Raw genomic sequence first — 19,448 nt, 5'->3', positions numbered from 1 at the left:
GCCCGCACCCCCAAGGGGTGCGGGCCGGAGGGGAGTTGGGCTCAGCTCCGTCAGTGCTGGGTGTTGCTCGCCCAGATCGCGGTCGAGCCGCCGGAGTAGATCACCATGTTGCCGTCGCCCTGGAGGCGGAGGATCGAGCCGTTGTAGCCGCCGGTGTTGCTCGCCCAGACGGGCTTGTCGGCGGAGGTGTAGACGACGAGGTTGCCGTCCCCCTGGAACACCGCGTGGTAGTTCGAGCCGAAGGTCATGGTGGCCCAACGGGCCTTGTTGTTCTCGTCGTAGAGGACGAAGTTGCCGTCGGTCTGCATGCGCAGCCGGGCCTTCTTCGCGTTGATGGACTGGCCCGCCTTCAGCACCCGGGTCGCCGTGACGAGGACGTCCGACGGGTACGAGGACTTGGTCGTCGTGGTGGTGGTGCTCGATTTCGTCCCGGACTTGGTCGGCGTGGACTTCTTCGTCGCCTTCGCCGTCGGCTTCTTCGTCTTCTTGACCGTCGTCGGCTCGTTCACCGGCTGTTTGACGGTCGTCTTTCCCGACGAGGTCTTGCGCGGTGTGGCGATCTTCGGTGTGCTGTGCCCGGCGGGGGCGGTCGGGGTGCCCGAGGCGTACGCCCCGGCGTCCAGCGTCGCCGCGCCGTCGCCGAGGATCGTGCCCGCCTGGTCGGCGACCACGCGGTCGTGGGTCTCCGGCGTCCGGTCCCGGCTCATCAACAGCCCCGGTACGGCGATCAGCAGCGCGCCGAGCACGGCCGCACCGGCCAGCAGCGGGCGGCCCGGGCGGCCGACGGACGCGGCCGCAGCGCTTCCGGGGGTCGGTCCGTCGCCCTCGGACATGCTCGCGGCCAGCACCCCGGCGGGCGCCTCGGCCTCGGCCTCCTGCCGCGCCGCGCGGGCGACGGCAGCGGACTCCGGGCCCGTCGGCCCCGCGGGTTCGTCCGGCGTACGGCCGCTGCCGGCGAGCGCTTCGACCTCCGCCGCCGAGATCGCGGGAGGGGTCGGCTCAGCCGCGAGGGACTCCGCGGAGACGGCCCCGGGGGACCCGAGCGAACCGGCAGCCCCTGAACGGGACTTGGGTGCCTCACCCGCCGTATTCGCGGCCGATGCCTCGCTCGCCGTGGTGGACGTTTCCTCGGCGGGCGCCGCCGCTGATATCGATGTCGGTGCCGTCGGGTCCGCCGCCGTCGCTTCCCCGGCCGGGGCACCCGTCACGGAATTCGCTGCCGCGTTCTCTGCCGCCGTTTTCCGCGCGGCCGGTCCGGTTCGGTCTGTCATCCGCCCTGTCCGCTCTCATTCGCCCAGCAGTTCGTCGTACGTCTGTGTGCGCAATCCTATTCATGTCCATTCACGCGCATGCGCCAACACCGGTTCCTTTCACCGCAGTTAACAATCGTCACGGACAAGCCCCGGTGCTGGTACCGCCGTTGCGCAACAGCCCATAATTCGCCGTACGGCACTGTTGTGCCGTACGGCGCGCGCCCGCCGCGAACGTTCCGCTTTCCGGACCGGAGTGGGAACGCGCGTGCGGGGACGGCATGATGGGGTTACCGCAACCGACAGGTGCCGACACGAGGAGGTCAGCTGAGTGCGCCAGGTACTGACGGTCTGTCCGGAGGGCACCGGGGACGCCCGGACGATCGGAGAGGCCCTGGCCAGGGCGCGCGGCGGCGCGGTGCTGAGTGTGCGCCCGGGGACGTACGAGGAGAACCTCGTCGTCACCACCCGGGTCACCATCGTCGCCGAACAGGCGCGCGGCACCGTCCGGTTGGCCCCGCGCAAGGGCACCGTGATCTCGCTGCGCGTCGACGCGGTGATGCTGACCGACCTGGTGGTCCAGGGCCACGACGAGGAACATCCGGCCGTGGACGCCTCGCACGGGCAGGTCGCGATGCAGGGCTGCGATCTGTCCGGCGCCTCGTGGGCGACCGTACTGGCGCGCAACTCCGGCTCGTTGGCGATGCGTGAGTGCCGGGTGTCGAACCGCACCGGCGCCGGTGTCGTCGTCACCTCGCCGACGGAGAGTTCGCTGGAGTCCTGCACCCTCGAACACTTCGGCACCAGCGGGGTGGTGATCGGCGAGCGCGGCCGGGCCACCCTGCGCGGCTGCACCGTGCGGGACGCGCGCGGCAACGGCGTGCTCGCCAACGGGGATGCGCAGGGCTCCGTCGAGGACTGCGACCTCGCCTCGACCGACAAGCCCTCGCTGGCACTTGAGGAGCGCAGCGCGATACGCGTGCTGCGGACCGTGGTCCGCGACACCTCGATCGGTGTGCACATCACCAGCACCGCACGCTGCGAGCTGGAAGAGGTGCGGGTCACCGGCTCCAGCGGGCCCGGCATCATCGTCTCGCACGGCTCCGACCCGGTGCTGCGCCGCTGCCGCACCGCCCGCACCACGGGCAACGGCCTGCTGGTGACGGACCGTTCGCGCGGCACGTACGAGGACTGCTGGCTGACCGGCGCCCAGATGGCGGCGCTGCGGGTGGCCGGGGCCTCCTCGCCCACGCTGACCTCGCTGACCGTCCGGGACGGCGAGTCGGACGGCGTCCTGCTGGAAGAGGACGCGGCGGCCGAGCTGGAGCGCGTGGAGATCATCGACGTCAAGGGCGCCGGTGTGGTGATCCGCGGCAACGCCAACCCGCTGGTGCGGCGCGCCCGGATCACGGGGGCCGGTGGCTCCGGTGTGTCCGTGCGGGACGGCGGGCGCGGCCGGGTCGAGGACTGCACGGTGGAGGCGCCGGGCGGCGCGGGCGCGGAGGTCGCGGCGGGCGGCAACGTCTATCTCGCGGGCTTCCGGGTCAACAACCCCGGCGGCGCCGGTCTGGAGATCGGCGGCGAAGGTACGGCCGCGCTGCGTGACGGCGAGCTGGTCTCGGCCGGCGGCTGCGGTGTACTCGTGGACACCGGCGGCGAGTTGACGGCGAACCGGGTACGGACCGCCGCGTCCGCCGAGCACGGCTTCCTGGTCCGCGACGGCGGCCGGGCCTCCCTGAACGGCTGCGAGGCGGCCGGCAACGACCGCGACGGCATCCGCGTCGAGTCCGAGGCACCGGTGTCGGTCGTGGGCTGCACGGTCCGCGACAACAAGGGCGGCGGCCTCGTGCAGGCCAAGGCCGGCGGCCGGCTCGCGGTGGAGAACCTCACCAGCACCGGCAACGAGTCCCGCGACGCCTGGGGTTTCGGCGAGGCCGAGGGAACCGACCCGGCGGGCACGGTGTCCGCCTCCGACGGTCCCGGACGCCCCGACGGACCGATGGTCGCGCTGGAGGGCCTGATCGGCCTCGACAACGTCAAGGAACAGGTCCGCACCCTCGTCAACCTCACCCAGCTCGCCGCCCGCCGCGCCCAACTCGGCATGTCCGCACCGCCGATGAGCCGCCATCTCGTCTTCGCCGGTCCCCCCGGCACGGGTAAGACCACGGTGGCCCGCCTCTACGGCACGATCCTCGCCGAGCTGGGCGCCCTGCGCTCCGGACACCTCGTCGAGGTCTCCCGCGCCGACCTCGTCGCCCAGGTGATCGGCGGTACGGCCATCAAGACCACCGAGGCCTTCGAACGGGCCCTGGGCGGTGTCCTGTTCGTCGACGAGGCGTACACCCTCACCTCCGACTCCCGTGGTTCCGGGGCCGACTTCGGACGCGAGGCCGTCGACACCCTGCTGAAGCTGATGGAGGACCACCGCGAGGACGTGGTCGTCGTCGCAGCGGGCTACTCCGACGAGATGCGCAGCTTCCTCGGCTCGAACCCCGGTCTGGCGTCCCGCTTCTCACGCACCGTCGAGTTCGAGAACTACTCGGTGCCGGAGCTGGTCGAGATCATGGAGAGCATGTGCGTACGCCACCAGTACGCACTCGCCGACGAGACCCGGCACGCGCTCGCGGTGCACTTCGAACGGATACCGAAGGACGCCGGGTTCGGCAACGGCCGTGCCGCCCGGCAGGTGTTCGAGGAGATGGTGGACCGGCAGGCCGTACGGCTGTCCGCGCTCACCGACGTCACCGAGCAGGACCTCTCGCTGCTGCTGCCGCAGGACATCAGCGAGGAGGCGGCCCGCACCGCCGCCGACGGCCCGAACACCGCCGACCCCGGCGACGACGCGCTGAGCAGGCTGGACGCGCTGGTCGGACTGCACGCGGTGAAGCGGGACGTCACCGACCTCGTCAACCTCGTGTCGACCGCCAAGCAGCGCGAGGCCGCCGGACTCCCGGTGCCCCGGCTCAGCCACCACCTCGTCTTCACCGGCCCGCCCGGCACCGGCAAGACCACCGTGGCCCGCCTCTACGGCGAACTCCTCGCCTCCCTGGGCGTGTTGCCGCGCGGCCAGCTCGTCGAGGTGTCCCGCGCCGACCTCGTCGGCCGATACGTGGGCCACACCGCGCAGTTGACCCGCGAGGTCTTCGAACGGGCCCTGGGCGGTGTGCTGTTCGTCGACGAGGCGTACACCCTCACCCCGCGTGAGGCGTCCGGCTCCGACTTCGGCCGGGAGGCCGTGGACACCCTGCTGAAGCTGATGGAGGACCACCGCGACAAGGTGGTCGTCATCGTCGCCGGGTACACGCAGGAGATGGAGAACTTCCTGGCCTCCAACCCCGGCCTGTCGTCGAGGTTCTCGCGCCGGGTCGAGTTCGCCGACTACTCCTCCGACGAGTTGGTCACCATCGTCCGCGAACACGCCGTACAGCTCGGCTACGAGTGCGCGGCCGGACTGGGACCGGTGCTCCGGCAGTACTTCGACGGGCTGCCCCGCGACCGGTCGTTCGGCAACGCGCGCACCGCTCGCCAGATCCTGGAGCGGATGATGACCCGACAGGCGGGCCGGCTCAGCAGACTGGCCGTCCCCAGCCTCGACGACCTGCGGCTGCTCCTCCCGGAGGACCTCGCCGACCCGACGGCAGCCTCCCCGACCTCCAGCGGGGCGGCCCGGGCATGACGACGACCCATCACAAGGCCGTCGCCGCCGGTCTGGCACTGCTGCTGACGGGTGCCGCGAGCGCCGTCGGCGCCGGATCCGCGACGGCGGCCGGCGGCACGGTCCAACTCCCCGTGTTGGCCTCCCGGTTGGACGCCGACGCGGCCTGCGCGACGGGCTCGGACCGGCGCGCCACCGACGTGCCCTGGGAGCAGGTCTCCCTCCAGCTCAGCCGCACCTGGCCGTTCGCCTCGGGCACCGGGGTGACCGTCGGCGTGGTCGACACCGGGGTCTCGTCCTCCGCCCCCGCGCTCAAGGGCCGGGTCACGGCGATCGGCGACGCCGGGACCGACTGCGTGGGACACGGCACCTTCGTGGCCGGGCTGGTCGGCGCGGCAGTAGCGGACGGTGTGCGGTTCGCGGGGGTGGCGCAGCAGGCGCGGATCCTCGCGGTGCGGGGCAGCGACGCGCGGGGGAAGGCCAGCGCGGACCGGGTCGCGGAGGGCATCCGGGCCGCTGTGGACGGCGGGGCGAAGGTGGTGACGGTGTCGGCGGCGCTCGCTGCCGACAGCGTCGCGCTGCGCTCGGCCGTCGCGCTGGCCGCGAAGAAGGACGTCCTGGTGATCGCGGCGGCCGTACCGGACGCACCGGCGACGGCGACCTCGACGGACACTCCGCCCGCCCGCGACTACTACCCGGCCGCCGACGACGGTGTGCTCTCCGTCCTCGACGTCGACGTCTCCGGAAAGCGGCCGACCGGCGCGTACACGCCCTTCAGCGCCTCAATCGCCGCGCCCGGGGACGGAGTTGTCGGCATCGGCCCGAAGAAGGCCGGCCACTACATCGGCTCGGGCGCGTCACTGGCCGCCGGTTTCGTGGCGGGGGCGGCGGCGCTGGTCCGCTCCGTCCACCCGGACCTGACCGCCGCCCAGACCGCGACCCTCCTCCGCAGCTCCGCCTACCCGGCCGACGTGCCCCGCCTCGACCCGTACGCGGCGGTCACCTCGGTCCTGACCGGCACCGCCGCCGCACCGGCCCGGGGCGACGCCGGCACCCCGGTCCACCTCCCGGTCGACAAGGCGGCCGGCCCCCTCCGCCGCGCCCTGTGGCCCGCGTCGGGGGGCCTCGCCGTGATCATCGCGGTGGTGTGGCTCGGCCTGATCCTGCCCCGGGGGCGCCGCCTGGGCTGGCGTCCGTCGCGGCCGGAGCGTGCGGCCGGGCCCGGGCCCGAGGGCGCGGAGAGCCCGGTCCCGGTGGGCACCGGTGCCCAGGGGACCTCGGAGAGCTGACGACCGGACCGGTCGTCGCGGACACGACGCACAGCGTGAGACGGAACGGCCCCGGGCGACGAACAGTCGCCCGGGGCCGTTCCGTTCCGTGTCGGCGCCTACTCCACCGCTCCCGCCGCCAGTGCCGTCTGGATGAGGGACGGCTTGCGGCGGACGATGTGGAGGGCTCGGCCCGGGGGGAGGACGCGGGGCTTCACGTTGCCGAAGACATAGCCCTCGGACGGGGAGCAGGACATCAGGATGCCCGGGGTGTTGACCTCGTCCAGGCGGCGCAGGAGCTGGTCGTTCAGGCCGCGGCCGGCGCCGGTGGCGGAGCGGGCGACAACCACGTGGAGGCCCAACTCGTGGCCCAGGGCGAGGTGTTCGAAGAGGGGGGAGAAGGGGTGGTCCATGACGGTGCCGCCACCGACCATGTCGTAGTCGTCGACGAGGACGAACAGGCGGGGGCCCGTCCACCAGTCGGCCTGGCGCATGCGGGCCGGGGTGATCTCCTGGCCGGGGACGCGGGTGCGCAGGGCCTTCGCCGAGCCGCCCACCAGTTGTTTCAGGGCTTCCAGGGCGACCGCGTGGCCGAGGCGGTACTCCTCGGGGACCGCCTCGACCAGGCCGCGGCGGTAGTCCACGACCAGGATGCGGGCCTCGGCCGGGGTGTAGCGGGCGACGACGGAGTCCGCGACCAGCCGTAGGAGGTTGGTCTTGCCGCTCTCCGAGTCGCCGACCGCGACCAGGTGCGGGGTGCGGGAGAAGTCGTGCCAGACGGTGCCGAGGGTCTCCTCGTCCTGGCCGAGCGCGAGCTTGAGGCTGACGCCGTCGCCGAGTTCGGGCTCGGGCAGTTCGGCCGCGGGCAGCCGGTGCGGGAGCATCCTGACCTGCGGGGCACGCGGGCCGTGCCACGCCGAGGCGATCCGGTCGACCAGGTCAGCGACGCCCTCGCTGAGGGTCTCGTGGTCGGTGGAACCGTCGCCGCGCGGCAGCGCCGAGAGGAAGTGGAGTTTCGTCTCGACGGTCAGACCGCGACCGGGGATCTGGGGCACCGCGCTCGCCTTGCGGATGTCCACGACGGAGTCCATCGTGTCGCCGAGCCGGAGTTCGAGCCGGGTCGCGGACTGGTCGCGGACCGGGGCGGTGAGTTCCAGCCAGCGGGCGGTCGCGACGATGAGGTGGATGCCGTAGTTGAGACCGCTGGTGGCGATCTGGTTGAACGTGGGGATGAACTGGTCGAAGTTCTGCCGGACCGCCGACCAGCCGTCGATCACCAGGAAGATGTCGCCGTGCGGCTCGTCGGGGAACTCCCCGGCCGCGCGGCGGCGCCGGTAGGTGGACATCGAGTCGATGCCGTTGTCGAGGAAGAACTGCTCGCGCTGGGTGAGGACGGCGGTGACCTCGGCGACCGTACGGCTGATCCGCTCGGTGTCGAGGCGGGCCGCGACCCCGCCGACATGCGGCAGGCCGGTCAGCTGGGAGAGCGTGCCGCCGCCGAAGTCCAGGCAGTAGAACTGGACTTCGCGCGGGGTGTGGGTGAGCGCGAGCGCCATGATGAGGCTGCGCAGCACCGTCGACTTGCCGCTCTGCGAACCACCCGCGACGGCGACATGGCCGCCCGCCCCGGCGAGGTCCACGACGAGCGGGTCACGGCGCTGGTCGAAGGGCTTGTCGACCAGACCGACCGGGACCCGCAGCTTCCCGGCGCCGACCCAGCGGGACGCGCTCAGACCGCGGTCCGGGTCCTCGGCGAGGCCGCCGAGCAGGACGTCGAGCGGGGACGCGGTGTCCAGCGGCGGCAGCCACACCCGGTGGGCGGGCGGCCCGGAGTCGCGCAGTCGGTCCAGCGCCACCGCCAGCAGGCTCTCGGCGGTCTCCTCCGCCTCGGGCTCCGGCACGATCGCGGCCGGCGCGGGAGCGCGCGGCACGATGTACCCGGTCGACCAGGGCACCACCTGCGTGGCGACCCGGGCCTGCGCGACCGCGCCGCCGCGCCTGCGGTACGGGCCGGAGACATAGGCGGCGCGGAACCGGGTCAGGGCCTCGATGCCGGACTTGAGGTAGCCGCTGCCGGGCTGCGAGGGCAGCTCGTACGCGTCGGGGACACCGAGGACACCCCGTGACTCCATCGCGGAGAAGGTGCGCAGACCGATCCGGTACGACAGGTGCGACTCCAACTGGTGCATCCTGCCCTCGTCCAGGCGCTGCGAGGCGAGCAGCAGATGCACGCCCAGCGACCGGCCGAGGCGGCCGATCATCACGAACAGCTCCATGAACTCCCGGTGCGAGGCGAGGAGTTCGCTGAACTCGTCGACGACGACGAACAGGCTGGGCATCGGGGCGAGATCGGCGCCGCCGGCCCGCGCCTTCTCGTACTCCAGGGCCGAGGTGTAGTTGCCCGCCGACCTCAACAGCTCCTGGCGGCGGATGAGTTCACCGTGCAGCGCGTCCTGCATGCGCTCCACCAGGGCGGCCTCGTCGGCGAGGTTGGTGATGACGGCGGAGGTGTGCGGGAGTTCGTCGAGACCGAGGAAGGTCGCGCCGCCCTTGAAGTCCACCAGGACGAAGTTGAGTGTTTCGGAAGAGTTCGTGAGCGCGAGACCGAGGACCAGGGTGCGCAGCAGCTCCGACTTGCCGGAACCGGTCGCGCCGATCAGCATGCCGTGCGGGCCCATGCCGCCCTGCGCGGACTCCTTGATGTCCAGCTCGACCGGCCGTCCGTCGGCGCCGACGGCGACCGGGACGCGCAGCCGGGCGGAGCCGGTGTGCCGCCGCCAGATCGTGTCGGGGTCGAGCCGGTGCAGGTCGGCGATGCCGAGCAGCGTGGTCAACTCCGTGTCGTTGGAGAGCGGTTCGACCGCGTCGGAGGAGAGCGTCATCCGGTACGGCGCGATCAGCCGGGCCAGCGCCTCGGCCGCGACCGGGCCGAGCCGGTCGGGACGGCCCAGGACGGTGGCCTGTTCCTTGCGGCTGCGGTCGGTGCGGACCAGGGAGACCGCGTCCGGGGCGACGTCGAGGCGCAGGGTGGTGCGGCCGGGCCGCCAGGTGAGGCTGTCGGAGAGGTCGAGGACGACGGCGTTGCGGTAACCGGGGCCGTCGAAGCGGTGGCCCGCCGGGATGCTCGCGCCGTCCACGATGACGACCACCAGCGGCTCGTCACGGCCGGGCACGGCGTCGGGGTCGAACGCGGGCCGCTCGGAGAACTCGCTGCCGAGCTGGTCCTCCAGATCGGTGAAGGCGGAGGCCACCATGCGCAACGGGCCCGCGCCGTCGGTCTCCTGGGGGTGCTGGTTGTGCGGCAGCCACTTCACCCACTCCCACTCGGCACGCACCTCGTCAGCGGCGCAGACCGCGATCCACAGCTCCTCCGGCGGGTGGAACAGGGCCAGTTGGGACAGCGCGGCGCGCAGCATCCCGCGCGCGGCGTCGTGGTCGCCGTGCACCAACACCCGTGACCAGGACCGCAGATACAGCGCGATGGGCTGGCCGGGAACCGTGCTGTAGGCGCGGATGAACCGGCGCAGCGCGTGCGCGCACAACGGTTCCAGGTCCTCGACGGGCTTGCTGGAGACCGGCGTGAGCCGCATCGCGAGCTGCTGGTCGCCGACGGCTATCCGCACCTCGCCGAAGTCCTCGTCCTTGACCCGGCGCTCCCACAGCCTTGTGGTGCGGACCATGGCCCGCAGCACCCGGGGCTCGGGATGCCGCCAGGCCAGGGCGAGCTGCTGCTCCACCACGGCCCGCTGCACCGTCCGCCGGCTCTGCGCCAAGTAGCGCAGATAGTCACGGCGTTCACCGCGCAGCCGCTGCTTGCGGTCGCCCGCTTTGCGCATGACCTGGCCGACCATCATCGCACCGGCGGCCATCACCATCATGCCGAGCGCGATGTACATGAAGACACCGCTGGACTGGCCGCCCTGCCGCAGGAACAGCATCATCATCGAGACCGACATCATGGCCATCGGCAGATACGTCCACACCGCGGACGTGTCCGGGACGGTCTCCATGAGGGTCGGCGGTTCCTGGAGGACCAACTCGCCTGCGGGCATGTCGGGTCCACGACGGCGGGCAGGACGACGGAACAGGACCACGCTCAACGCTTGGGGCTCCTAACGGACTTCGCGCACCGCGGCGGCATGTGGGGGCATGCACCGAATTCCGGCCTCGGCACTGGCGCGGTGGAGGACGCTGTCAACACCGCTGGTGGGGACTCCCGTTGACACGCGTCGTAGGGAGTGTCAGTAGTGTGCACCCCGTCAACTCTGTACGTCCATGTCACCCCCCGCTACACCGGCACGCTGTTTCCCCTAGTTCCCCCCCACCCCGCACGCCGCGCCGCGTGCCCCCGTTTCGATGTCCAGGAGACGTGAGCCCCGGTATGACCGACACTTCCGTGACCGGCCTGTGCCATCTGACCGTGCGGGCCCCGGCCCGCACCATCGACCTCGCCGTGCCGTCCGACGTGCCGGTCGCCGACCTGCTGCCCACCGTGCTGCGGTACGCGGGGGAGGAGGCGGAGGAGACCGGTCTCGAACACGACGGCTGGGTGCTCCAGCGCCTCGGCGGCCGGCCGCTCGACGACGAGGCGACCCTCGCCTCGCTCGGGATGACCGACGGCGAGGCGCTCCATCTCCGGCCGCGCACCGAGGCGTTGCCCGAGGTACGCCTCGACGACCTGGTCGACGGCATCGCCGCGGTCACCCGGGACCGGCTGCACGGCTGGAGCCCCGAGGCGGCCCGGCGCCTGCTGCGCGGACTGGTGGCCGTGGCGGTCCTCACCGGCCTGGTCCTGCTGGCCCTGCCGGGCGCCCCGGCGTCGCTGCGCGCGGCCACCGCCGTGGGAACCGGTCTGCTGCTGCTGGCCGGGGCCGCGTCGGCGAGCCGGGCGGTGGACGATCCGGCGACCGGGGTGGTCCTGGGCCTGCTCGCGTCCCCGGCGCTCGCGCTCGCGGGCTGGCTGGTGCCGGGCGGTGAACTGAGCGGTCCGCAGGCCCACCAGGTTCTGGGGGCACGGCTGTTGGGGGCGGCGGCGGCCTGGGCGGGCGGCGCGGTCCTCGCCCTCGCGGCCTCCGCGGCCCGCACCCCGCTGTTCCTGGCCTCGGCGCTGGTGGCGCTCGCGGCGGCGGTGGGCGGGGTGCTGATGACGGTGTTCGACGTGCGGGTGGCGGGCGCGGCCGGTGTGGTCGCGGCGCTCACGGTGCTGCTCGGTGGTCTGGTGCCCGCGCTGTCGTTCAAGTTCGCCGGGATGCGCATGCCCGCCTTGCCCACCAACGCCGAACAGCTCCAGGAGGGCATCGAGCCCTACCGGGGCAACGACGTCGCCGTACGCACCGAGCTGGCCGGCGAGTGGATGACCGCGCTCTACGGCGCGACGGGCGTGCTCTCGTCGGCCTGCCTGGTGGCCCTCGCCCGCCGCCCGAGCCTCCCCGCGCTGCTGGTCGCGCTGGTCCTGTCGCTGCTGCTGCTCCTGCACGGCCGGGGCCTGGTGAACACCGCGCAACGCCTCGTGCTGGTACTGCCGGGCGCCTGGGGTCTGCTGCTGCTCGCGTTCGGCTGGGGCCTGCGGCTCTCCGGCACCGAGCGGACACTGCTGGTCGCGGGCCTGCTCGCGGTGGCGGCGGCCCTCACGGTCGCGGTGTGGACCGTACCGGGACGGCGCATGGTCCCGTACTGGGGCCGCGCGGCGGAGATCCTGCACTCCCTGCTGGCGATCGCCCTCCTGCCGCTCACCCTGTGGCTGCTGGGCGTCTTCGGCACCCTCCGCGGCATGTTCGGCTGACCACGTGCCGGCCCCGCGGACGAGAACCGGGTGAACCGGCCGCCGAAGCGGGCCGGTCGGGAACCGCCGTTCCGGGTCGGTCCGGGAACCGCCAGTCCGCGGGCAGGGTCCAGGCCCGCGGAACGGGAGCCGGAAGCCGAATGCGGGTGGACTTGCCCGCCGGTCCGCGACGAGGTTCGGGTGAACCGGCCGCCGTTCCGGGCCGGTTCGAGAACCGTCGGTTCGCGGGCACGGGCCGGGTACGTCGAACGAGAGCGGGAAACGGACGCGGTGTCACGGGCCGACCGGGCCGTCGATCCGTGAGCACGGTCCGGGCACAGCCGGACGAACAAGAAGCCGAACGACCAGCCGGGAGGAAAGCGTGCGGTCGAAGCGCGACCAGGTGCAAGCGCACACGTTCATGATGGGCCGCCTGACCTCGGGCATGCTGCTGGCCGACCCGGACGCACCGGAGAGCCCACTGGGCCGCACCAGCCGGGGCGCCCTCGTCGGCCTGATCGTCGGTGTGCTGTTCTGCGGCGGGGCGCTGGTGTTCGGGCTGCTCAGGCCCGGCGGCAACGACGCCTGGCGCAGCGGCGACACCCTGATCGTCAACAAGGACACCGGCGCCCGCTACCTGTACGCCGACGGCAGACTGCGCCCGGTGCGCAACTACGCGTCGGCCGTGCTGATCGGCGGCGCCGACCTGAAGACCACGTCGGTCGGCTCGAAGTCGCTCGCGGGCACCCCGGTCGGCCGGCCGGTCGGCATCACCGGCGCCCCCGACTCCGTACCGGGCACCGGCGACCTGGAGTCCTCGCCGTGGGAGGTCTGCTCGACCGGCTCCGGCAGCCAGACGACCCTCGTGCCGGGCGCCCCCGTGGAGACGGCCCCGGTCGGCGCCAAGTCGGCGCTGGTGGTCAAGGGCCCCGACAGACACACCTACTTGGTGTGGCAGGGCAGCCGCCTGAAGCTGGACGAGGACTCGGGCGCCGCGGAGTCCCTCGGCTACGCGCCGGTGACCCCCCTCCCGGTGTCCGCGGCCTTCCTCGACGCCCTGGTGACCGGCCCCGACCTGGCCACCCCGAAGGTCGACGGCCGCGGCGCGACCGGCCCCGAACTCGGCGGCCGGGCCACCCGGATCGGCCAGGTGTTCCGCGTGGTCGCGGGCTCCGGCAACCAGGAGTACCTCCTGCAGAAGGACGGCCTGCACCCGGTCACGGACACCCAGTCGGCGCTGCTGCTCGGCGATCCGGACACCCGCAAGAAGGCCTACGACGGAGGGGCCCCGAACGTCGTCACCATCGACGTGTCCGACCTGCGCGCCCACCAGGCACCGGGATCGGCCGGCACCGACCCGTCGGTCGCCGGGCTGCCGGACACTCCGCCGAGCGCGCTGGCCCTGGCGGCGGGGGAGTCGGTGTGCGCCCAGGTCGACCCGGCCGACGGGCAGGTGCGGGTGACCTCGGTACGGGTCGCGGAGACCGCCCTGTACCCGGCGGCCCAGGCGGACCCGACGGCGCTGACCGCGGCCTGCGTGACGGTGGACCGGGTGGTGACCCGGCCCGGACACGGCACGCTGGTAAGGGTGTTGGGCGCGGCCGGCGAGACCGTCGGCGACACCACGTTCCTGGTCGGCGACGACGGCGTGAAGTACCGCATCCCGGACGCCGGCGCGCTCGCCGCCCTCGGTTACGGCGGGGCCACGCCGGTGAAGGTGCCGTCCACGCTGCTGTCGATGCTGCCGACCGGACCCGAACTCAGCGCCAGGGCCGCCTCGTCGGACTCCGGCTCGGTGGGCGGGGGCACGGGCGGAGTGGCGGCGCAGTGCGGCACGGGCGCCGGTGTCGGTGCCGGCGGACGGTCCGGCATCGAGGCCGGCCTGCCCGCCGTCGCCGGACAGGCCCCGGTGGGCGGCTCCCTCAACTCGGCCTCGGGTGCCGGGAACTGACGGATTCACGCCGATGCTGATCGTGTTCACGCCAAACTGGATTCACTCCAGAACCGCCTACCACGGAACCGCGTGTTCCGGTCAAGTTGCTTACCGGTAAAAGCATCTGAACGGAAGCCGTCGGCAACCTCAGATCTTCCTCAGTTCGTTGTCAGCGCAACTTCCGTCAATCTAGGCTCGGTTGCACTCGTACCTCAGATCGACTTACGAAAGGTGGGACGATGGCTGGAGATGGCCAGCAGTCAAGCGAAGGTTCGACCCGGAACGGAATCCAGGCCCTGGAGAGCGCCTTCAGCGGCATCGTGAAGATCCGTCAGGACGTCGACAGCACCCGTTCCACCCTGGGCAGCGGCTACCAGGGCAGCGACGGCGGCCAGTACGGCCAGCTCCTCGCACAGTGGGACGGCCAGTGCAACGTCATCCTCAAGAACCTTGAGGACGTCATCGACCGGCTGAACCAGAGCCTCGTGGAACACAACAAGACCCAGGGTTCCTCGAACGACTCCATCAACCAGGCGTACAACGCGTCGCAGTCGGCCTTCGACCAGCTCGCCGGCTGACCGACGCCCGCTTCCCCGTGACCTCGCGGTCACGTCCGATCCCCACATCGCGTAAGAGAGGCAAGCTGTGGCAGACAACCTGTCCGACGGTGTCATCTACGTCAGCTACAACCACATGTCGAATGCCGCGGACGACATGGTGGCGCAGACCAAGGCGATCGCCCAGACGCTCTCCAGCCTTGAGCAGGAACTCGGCGAGCTGTCCAAGACGTGGTACGGAAACGACGCCGACACCTACCGCCAGAAGCAGGCGGCCTGGGACGGCGCGGTGCAGAACATGGAGACGCTGCTCACCTCGCACTCGCAGCTCCTCAACGAGATCTCCAACAGCTACAAGTACAGCGAGAACTCGCTCAGCCAGATGTGGTCCGAGGTCACCATCGGCCGCTGAGCCGGCCGGCCCCCACCGCACCGACCGGTCTCCTCGTGGTCGGTGCGGTCCAGGCTCCTTCCCGTTCCGTCGCCGCGCCGTACGCCAGGGTCGGCGCGTTCCGCCCGCGGAGGCATCCATGGCAGATCTGACCCACCTCGACTCGACCGCGTTGAAGAACTTCAAGAACCACGACGTCGCCGACTTCATCAGCGATCTCCTGGCCATCCGCAAGGACAACGCGGGCGTCCGGTCCCTGAAGAACCTGATCGCCGAGACCGGTGCCGGCTCCGCCCAGGGCCTCGCCAAGATCCTGCGCATCGGCCTGATGAACGGCGGCGACAGCTCGGACCCGGTCGGCGGGGCCACCCTGGTGGAGGCGCTCAAGACGCAGGCGACCGCCCTGGACAAGATCCTCACCGGTCAGAAGACGCTCTTCGACGACATCGACGACGCGCTGGACGAGACGATCACCACCCTGCTCAAGACACAGGGCGACAGTCTCGACTCGATCGACGGCGAGAAGCTGCTGGACATCTTCGACACCGTCGACGGCGACATGAGCGGCAGCGACTCGAAGACTTCCTGAGGTCGGTGCGCGGCCCGCCGGCCGCTGCCGAGCCCCGGGCCCCGCACCCTGGATCCCCCCACCCAGTCCCCCTCCTCCTTCGCAGCGGAGTCCGCCCCATGGCCGAAACCACCACCGGGACCGCCAACTACGACCCGGACGACTACTTCGCCCAGGCCGTCACCGACTTCACCGGCTACACGCTCCCGGCCCGGTCCACGCTGTTCGACAAGCTGAGCAGCTCGTCCAACGACGGCTTCGCCAACCTCAAGCTGTTCCGGATGGACATCCAGGGCATGAGCATGAGGTCGGTGACCGCGGCCGACTACTCGGCGATCGGCGGCTGGCAGGTCAACAAGGGCGAGGACTACGACCTGGCCTTCTACGACGCCGGCGGCGACGGCGCGCACAACAGCGTGTCGATGAAGAAGGCCCGGATCGTGATGATCGGCGTCACCGTCGACGGGAACGGCCGCGCCACGCTCTGGAGCGGCGGAGAGGTCACCGGCGGCGGTGCGTTCGAGGGCTCGTACTCGCACGTCCAGTGGGACTCGGGGCCGATGGCGCAGTACATCTCGGGCAGCAAGCTGGTCCTCGACCACATCCTGGCGTCGCCGTACTCGACGCAGGGCTTCGAGTACAGCGGACTGTCGGTCATCGACGCCAACGCCGTCGACATGCTCTCCTTCGAGACCACCGGGCAGTCCTTCGACCGGGTGGTGCAGTTCTTCAAGGACCACTCGGACATCGTCAACCAGTGGATGACCTCGCTCGGCGAGGACCAGGCGGCCTGGAAGGGCAAGGCGGCCAGCCTCTTCTGGCATCTGCTGGACGAGCTGAAGACCAACTACGACGGCTACGTCTCCCAGTTGGGCGGCCGGGACTACACGGCGACCAACAGCACCCTCGGCGGCTACGCCCCGAAGTCGAAGCTGAGCGACGCGCTGGCCGCGGCCCAACTGGCCCTGAAGGACGCGGTCACCGCGCTGCAGACCGCGTGGAACGACTGGGCGTCGGACGGTCAGCACGACCCTCACTACCACGCGAAGAAGATCCTCGACGACATCAGCCAGTGGGTCATCAACAACAACATCAACCACGTGCTGTCGAAGTCGACCACCACCACCAGCCAGTACGGAACCTCCACCTCCACCAGCTACTCCACCGACGCCAACTTCAAGCAGTCCGTCCCCGAGTACGGCGACCTCACCCAGCACACCACCTGGCAGAAGATCGCCGACGCCGCCGTCAAGAGCTGGTCGGACCACGCGGACTCCAAGCTCAAGCAGCCGTCCATCGACGCGCTCAGCGCCGTGAAGAACGCCTGGGCGGACGTCGAGGACGCCTTCGCCAACGAGGTCACGAACAAGAACAACGAGACGCTCTCCGAGGTCCTCCAGAAGGAGGAGAACGAGATCGCCGAGGAGGAGGCGAAGGAGAACAACGACAAGCTCAACGAGAACCTGAACAACCTCGGGAACAACCTCAACAACCTCGGCGACAACTTCAACAACCTCAACGACAACCTGAACGACAACCTCAACAACCTCGGGGACAACCTCAACAACCTGAACGACGGCCTGAACGACAACCTGAACAACCTCGGTGACGGCCTCAACAACCTCGGCACGAACCTCAACACGAACCTGAACGACAGCCTCAACAACATCGGCGACGGCCTGAATTCGAGCCTCAACAACCTGAACGACGATCTCGGCAACAGCCTGAACAACGTCGGCAGCGGGCTCGACGACCTCAACAACCTCGGCAACGACAGCCTGTTGAACGGCGACGGTTCGAACGGCAACGACCTGAGCAACCTCGCCAGCACGATGCTGAACGGTCCGTCGCTCCTGAACAACGGCAACGACTCCACCAAGGACGGCTCGACCACGCTCAACTCCCCGACCGGGGGCAGCACCCAGCTCAACGGCGACGGCTCGCTCACCACGACGTTCCCGGACGGCTCCACCCAGACCATCGACCCGTCGACCGGCCTGGTCACCACCACCAACCCGGACGGCACCACCTCGGTCTCCCAGCTCAACCCGGGCAGCACCATCACCAACCCGGACGGCTCGACCACCACGCTGAACAACGACGGCACGCTGACCACCAAGTTCCCGGACGGCACGAGCCAGACCCTCAACCCGGACACCGGCCAGGTCACCACCACGAACCCGGACGGCACCGTCAGCACGTCGACGCTCAACCCGACCGACGGCTCCTTCACCACCCCGGACGGCTCGACGGCCCAGCTCAACGCCGACGGCTCGCTGACCACGAAGTTCCCGGACGGCTCCACCGAGACCCTCAACCCGGACACGGGTCAGGTCACCGTCACCGACCCCTCGGGGCACGTCACCACCTCGCACCTCAACCCGGGCGACTCCTTCACCAACCCGGACGGCTCGACCACCACGCTGAACGACAACGGCTCGCTGACCACGAAGTTCCCGGACGGCTCCACCCAGACCCTCAACCCGGACACGGGCCAGCTCACCACCACCGACCCGTCGGGCCACACGACCACCACCGACATCGACGGCACCGGCCTCCCCTCGTCCTCGATCGACACCAGCGGCCTCAACGGCAACGGCATCGACACCAGCGGCATCGACACGAGCGGGCTGAACAACGGCAGCGGCATCGACACGAGCGGCCTGAACACGAGCGGCCTCAACAGCGGTGGCCTCAGCGGCGGCAGCCTCAACACGACCGGCGGCGGCCTGGATTCGGGCCTCGACGGCGGCTACGACGACTACGACAGCACCCCCTACACCGGCGGCGCGCTGCGCTCCGACGCCCTCGACACCGCCGCGCTCGACGCGTCGACCCCGGCCCAGGCGTCGGGTGGCACCCCGCTCAACCCGATGGGCATGGGAGGCATGGGCGGCGGCGGTATGGGCGGTATGGGCGGTGGCGGAGGCGGCGGACAGGGCGGCACCAGCGAGCGCACCCGCGCCGTCCTCACCGACCCGTCCAACGGCGCCACCCGGCGCGGCCGGACCAACCGGGCGGCAAACGTGGACGAGGACGAGGACGTCGTGTACACCCGGCCCACCACGTCCAGCGCCCCCTACCCGGTGGGCGGTCCCGGCGGCAACGGCGCCGGACAGAACGGCCGTTCCACGGAGAGCGGCGACCGCGCCCGTGACGCGTGGCTCACCGAGGACGAGGACGTCTGGGGCACCGACGAGGGCGGTTCGCCGGCGGTGATCGGCCGATGAACAGCGAGTCGATCGAGCAGCGGCTGGCCAAGGCGGTCGCCGAACTGGAGGCCACCGAGGCCGCGGTGGCCCGCGCCGAGGGCGAACTCGCCCACGCCGAGAGCACGGTGCGCTCCGCGGACCGCGCGGTCGAGGTGACCGTCTCCGCGCAGGGCGACCTGCGCGCGCTGACCTTCCTGGACGACAAGTACCGCACGATGCCGGCCGGTCAGCTCGCCGCGAGCGTGCTGGAGGCGGTGCAGGAGGCCCGGGCGCGGATGGCCCGGCACGTCATGGCCACCTTCGAGCCCTTCACCAAGGCCAACCCCGAGGCACCCGAGATCACCGGCTTCGACGTCGACTGGAACAAGATCTTCGGGCCCGGTGTCCTGGAGGGCCCCAAGGGCGGCCGACGGCGCGGGGCCGGCCGGCTCCGCGACGAGATCAGCGAAGACCCGGAGGACTGAGAAGACGATGTCGTCGAACGCCTACTCCGCCAGCCCGCCCGCGCTCGTCGCCGGTACCCGGCAGATCGAGCAGATCAGCCGGCTGGCCAATGAGATGATCAACGAGTTCATCACGGACGTGTCGTCCACCTCCGGCTGGCCCGGACACGACGACAGCTACGCCGAGCAGATGCTGCCGCAGGAGAAGGAACAACGGGAGGGCTCCATCAAGACCGGCTCGTCCCTCTCCGAGGCGATCGTCAGCATCGGCGACGGCACCCTCACCAACCTCAAGAGCGTGCTGGGCACCCAGAACGGCGTACTGGGCGCCATCCACGACTCCGACATCAACACGGGCGACACCAACGGTGGTTCGCACGGCGGAAAGCACTGACGCAGCGGATCGCCCC

Annotated in this window: 12 protein-coding genes; 10 read left to right on the top strand and 2 right to left on the bottom strand. The window is 71.2% G+C overall.

From position 1 onward, the window contains the following. Positions 1 to 50 precede the first annotated feature (50 nt). The gene (locus OG226_RS14195; RefSeq protein ID WP_329349150.1) at positions 51 to 1,271 is read right to left on the bottom strand and encodes a hypothetical protein; all 1,221 of its coding nucleotides are present in this window, start codon (positions 1,269 to 1,271) and stop codon (positions 51 to 53) included. 310 nt (positions 1,272 to 1,581) lie between these two features. Between OG226_RS14195 and OG226_RS14190 the strand changes: the two genes are divergently transcribed. After that, positions 1,582 to 4,926, top strand: coding sequence for a right-handed parallel beta-helix repeat-containing protein (locus tag OG226_RS14190; protein WP_328677604.1), 3,345 nt, complete (start codon positions 1,582 to 1,584; stop codon positions 4,924 to 4,926). Next, positions 4,923 to 6,194: a S8 family serine peptidase gene (locus OG226_RS14185; RefSeq protein WP_329349149.1), complete on the top strand. Its 1,272-nt coding sequence runs from the start codon at positions 4,923 to 4,925 to the stop codon at positions 6,192 to 6,194. The genes OG226_RS14190 and OG226_RS14185 overlap by 4 nt, the downstream gene beginning before the upstream one ends. Positions 6,195 to 6,292: 98 nt before the next feature. On the opposite strand, the gene eccCa is transcribed toward OG226_RS14185, so the two are convergent. Further along, positions 6,293 to 10,225, bottom strand: coding sequence for a type VII secretion protein EccCa (eccCa, locus tag OG226_RS14180; RefSeq protein ID WP_329349148.1), 3,933 nt, complete (start codon positions 10,223 to 10,225; stop codon positions 6,293 to 6,295). 329 nt (positions 10,226 to 10,554) lie between these two features. Between eccCa and eccD the strand changes: the two genes are divergently transcribed. From eccD to OG226_RS14140, 8 genes are all read left to right on the top strand, one after another. Then, the gene (gene eccD, locus OG226_RS14175; protein ID WP_328677601.1) at positions 10,555 to 11,955 is read left to right on the top strand and encodes a type VII secretion integral membrane protein EccD; all 1,401 of its coding nucleotides are present in this window, start codon (positions 10,555 to 10,557) and stop codon (positions 11,953 to 11,955) included. Between the two features lie 361 nt (positions 11,956 to 12,316). Then, positions 12,317 to 13,885 (top strand): type VII secretion protein EccB, encoded by a 1,569-nt coding sequence (gene eccB, locus OG226_RS14170; RefSeq protein ID WP_329349147.1) that lies wholly within the window; start codon positions 12,317 to 12,319, stop codon positions 13,883 to 13,885. A 221-nt stretch (positions 13,886 to 14,106) separates the two neighbouring features. Then, entirely contained in the window at positions 14,107 to 14,445 is a 339-nt protein-coding gene (locus OG226_RS14165; protein ID WP_019065061.1) for a hypothetical protein, read from the top strand. Between the two features lie 67 nt (positions 14,446 to 14,512). Continuing rightward, a complete protein-coding gene (locus OG226_RS14160; RefSeq protein WP_043678268.1) occupies positions 14,513 to 14,836 on the top strand; it encodes a WXG100 family type VII secretion target in 324 nt (107 codons plus the stop codon). Between the two features lie 118 nt (positions 14,837 to 14,954). Beyond that, complete coding sequence (locus tag OG226_RS14155; RefSeq protein ID WP_328677594.1) at positions 14,955 to 15,404, top strand: type VII secretion system-associated protein; 450 nt, start codon at positions 14,955 to 14,957, stop codon at positions 15,402 to 15,404. A 98-nt stretch (positions 15,405 to 15,502) separates the two neighbouring features. Then, complete coding sequence (locus OG226_RS14150) at positions 15,503 to 18,613, top strand: AAWKG family protein (protein ID WP_328677591.1); 3,111 nt, start codon at positions 15,503 to 15,505, stop codon at positions 18,611 to 18,613. After that, positions 18,610 to 19,059 carry a YbaB/EbfC family nucleoid-associated protein gene (locus OG226_RS14145; protein WP_327400675.1) on the top strand — a complete coding sequence of 150 codons (450 nt, stop codon included), beginning with the start codon at positions 18,610 to 18,612 and terminating at the stop codon, positions 19,057 to 19,059. Before OG226_RS14150 ends, OG226_RS14145 begins: the two co-directional genes overlap by 4 nt. A gap of 7 nt (positions 19,060 to 19,066) precedes the next feature. Then, positions 19,067 to 19,432 carry a hypothetical protein gene (locus OG226_RS14140; RefSeq protein WP_328677587.1) on the top strand — a complete coding sequence of 122 codons (366 nt, stop codon included), beginning with the start codon at positions 19,067 to 19,069 and terminating at the stop codon, positions 19,430 to 19,432. The last annotated feature ends 16 nt before the right edge of the window (positions 19,433 to 19,448 follow it).

The sequence above is a fragment of the Streptomyces sp. NBC_01261 genome, assembly GCF_036226385.1.
Lineage (GTDB): Bacteria > Actinomycetota > Actinomycetes > Streptomycetales > Streptomycetaceae > Streptomyces.
Note: the sequence above shows the minus strand (reverse complement) of the source record. Positions and strands in the feature narration are given on the sequence as shown.

Excerpts from the sequence above, each read along its gene's own strand:
- eccCa (WP_329349148.1), bottom strand. The coding sequence starts at position 10,225 with ATGCCCGCAGGCGAGTTGGTCCTCCAGGAACCGCCGACCCTCATGGAG.
- OG226_RS14185 (WP_329349149.1), top strand. The coding sequence starts at position 4,923 with ATGACGACGACCCATCACAAGGCCGTCGCCGCCGGTCTGGCACTGCTG.
- OG226_RS14150 (WP_328677591.1), top strand. The coding sequence starts at position 15,503 with ATGGCCGAAACCACCACCGGGACCGCCAACTACGACCCGGACGACTAC.
- OG226_RS14140 (WP_328677587.1), top strand. The coding sequence starts at position 19,067 with ATGTCGTCGAACGCCTACTCCGCCAGCCCGCCCGCGCTCGTCGCCGGT.
- OG226_RS14165 (WP_019065061.1), top strand. The coding sequence starts at position 14,107 with ATGGCTGGAGATGGCCAGCAGTCAAGCGAAGGTTCGACCCGGAACGGA.
- eccD (WP_328677601.1), top strand. The coding sequence starts at position 10,555 with ATGACCGACACTTCCGTGACCGGCCTGTGCCATCTGACCGTGCGGGCC.
- OG226_RS14155 (WP_328677594.1), top strand. The coding sequence starts at position 14,955 with ATGGCAGATCTGACCCACCTCGACTCGACCGCGTTGAAGAACTTCAAG.
- OG226_RS14195 (WP_329349150.1), bottom strand. The coding sequence starts at position 1,271 with ATGACAGACCGAACCGGACCGGCCGCGCGGAAAACGGCGGCAGAGAAC.
- OG226_RS14145 (WP_327400675.1), top strand. The coding sequence starts at position 18,610 with ATGAACAGCGAGTCGATCGAGCAGCGGCTGGCCAAGGCGGTCGCCGAA.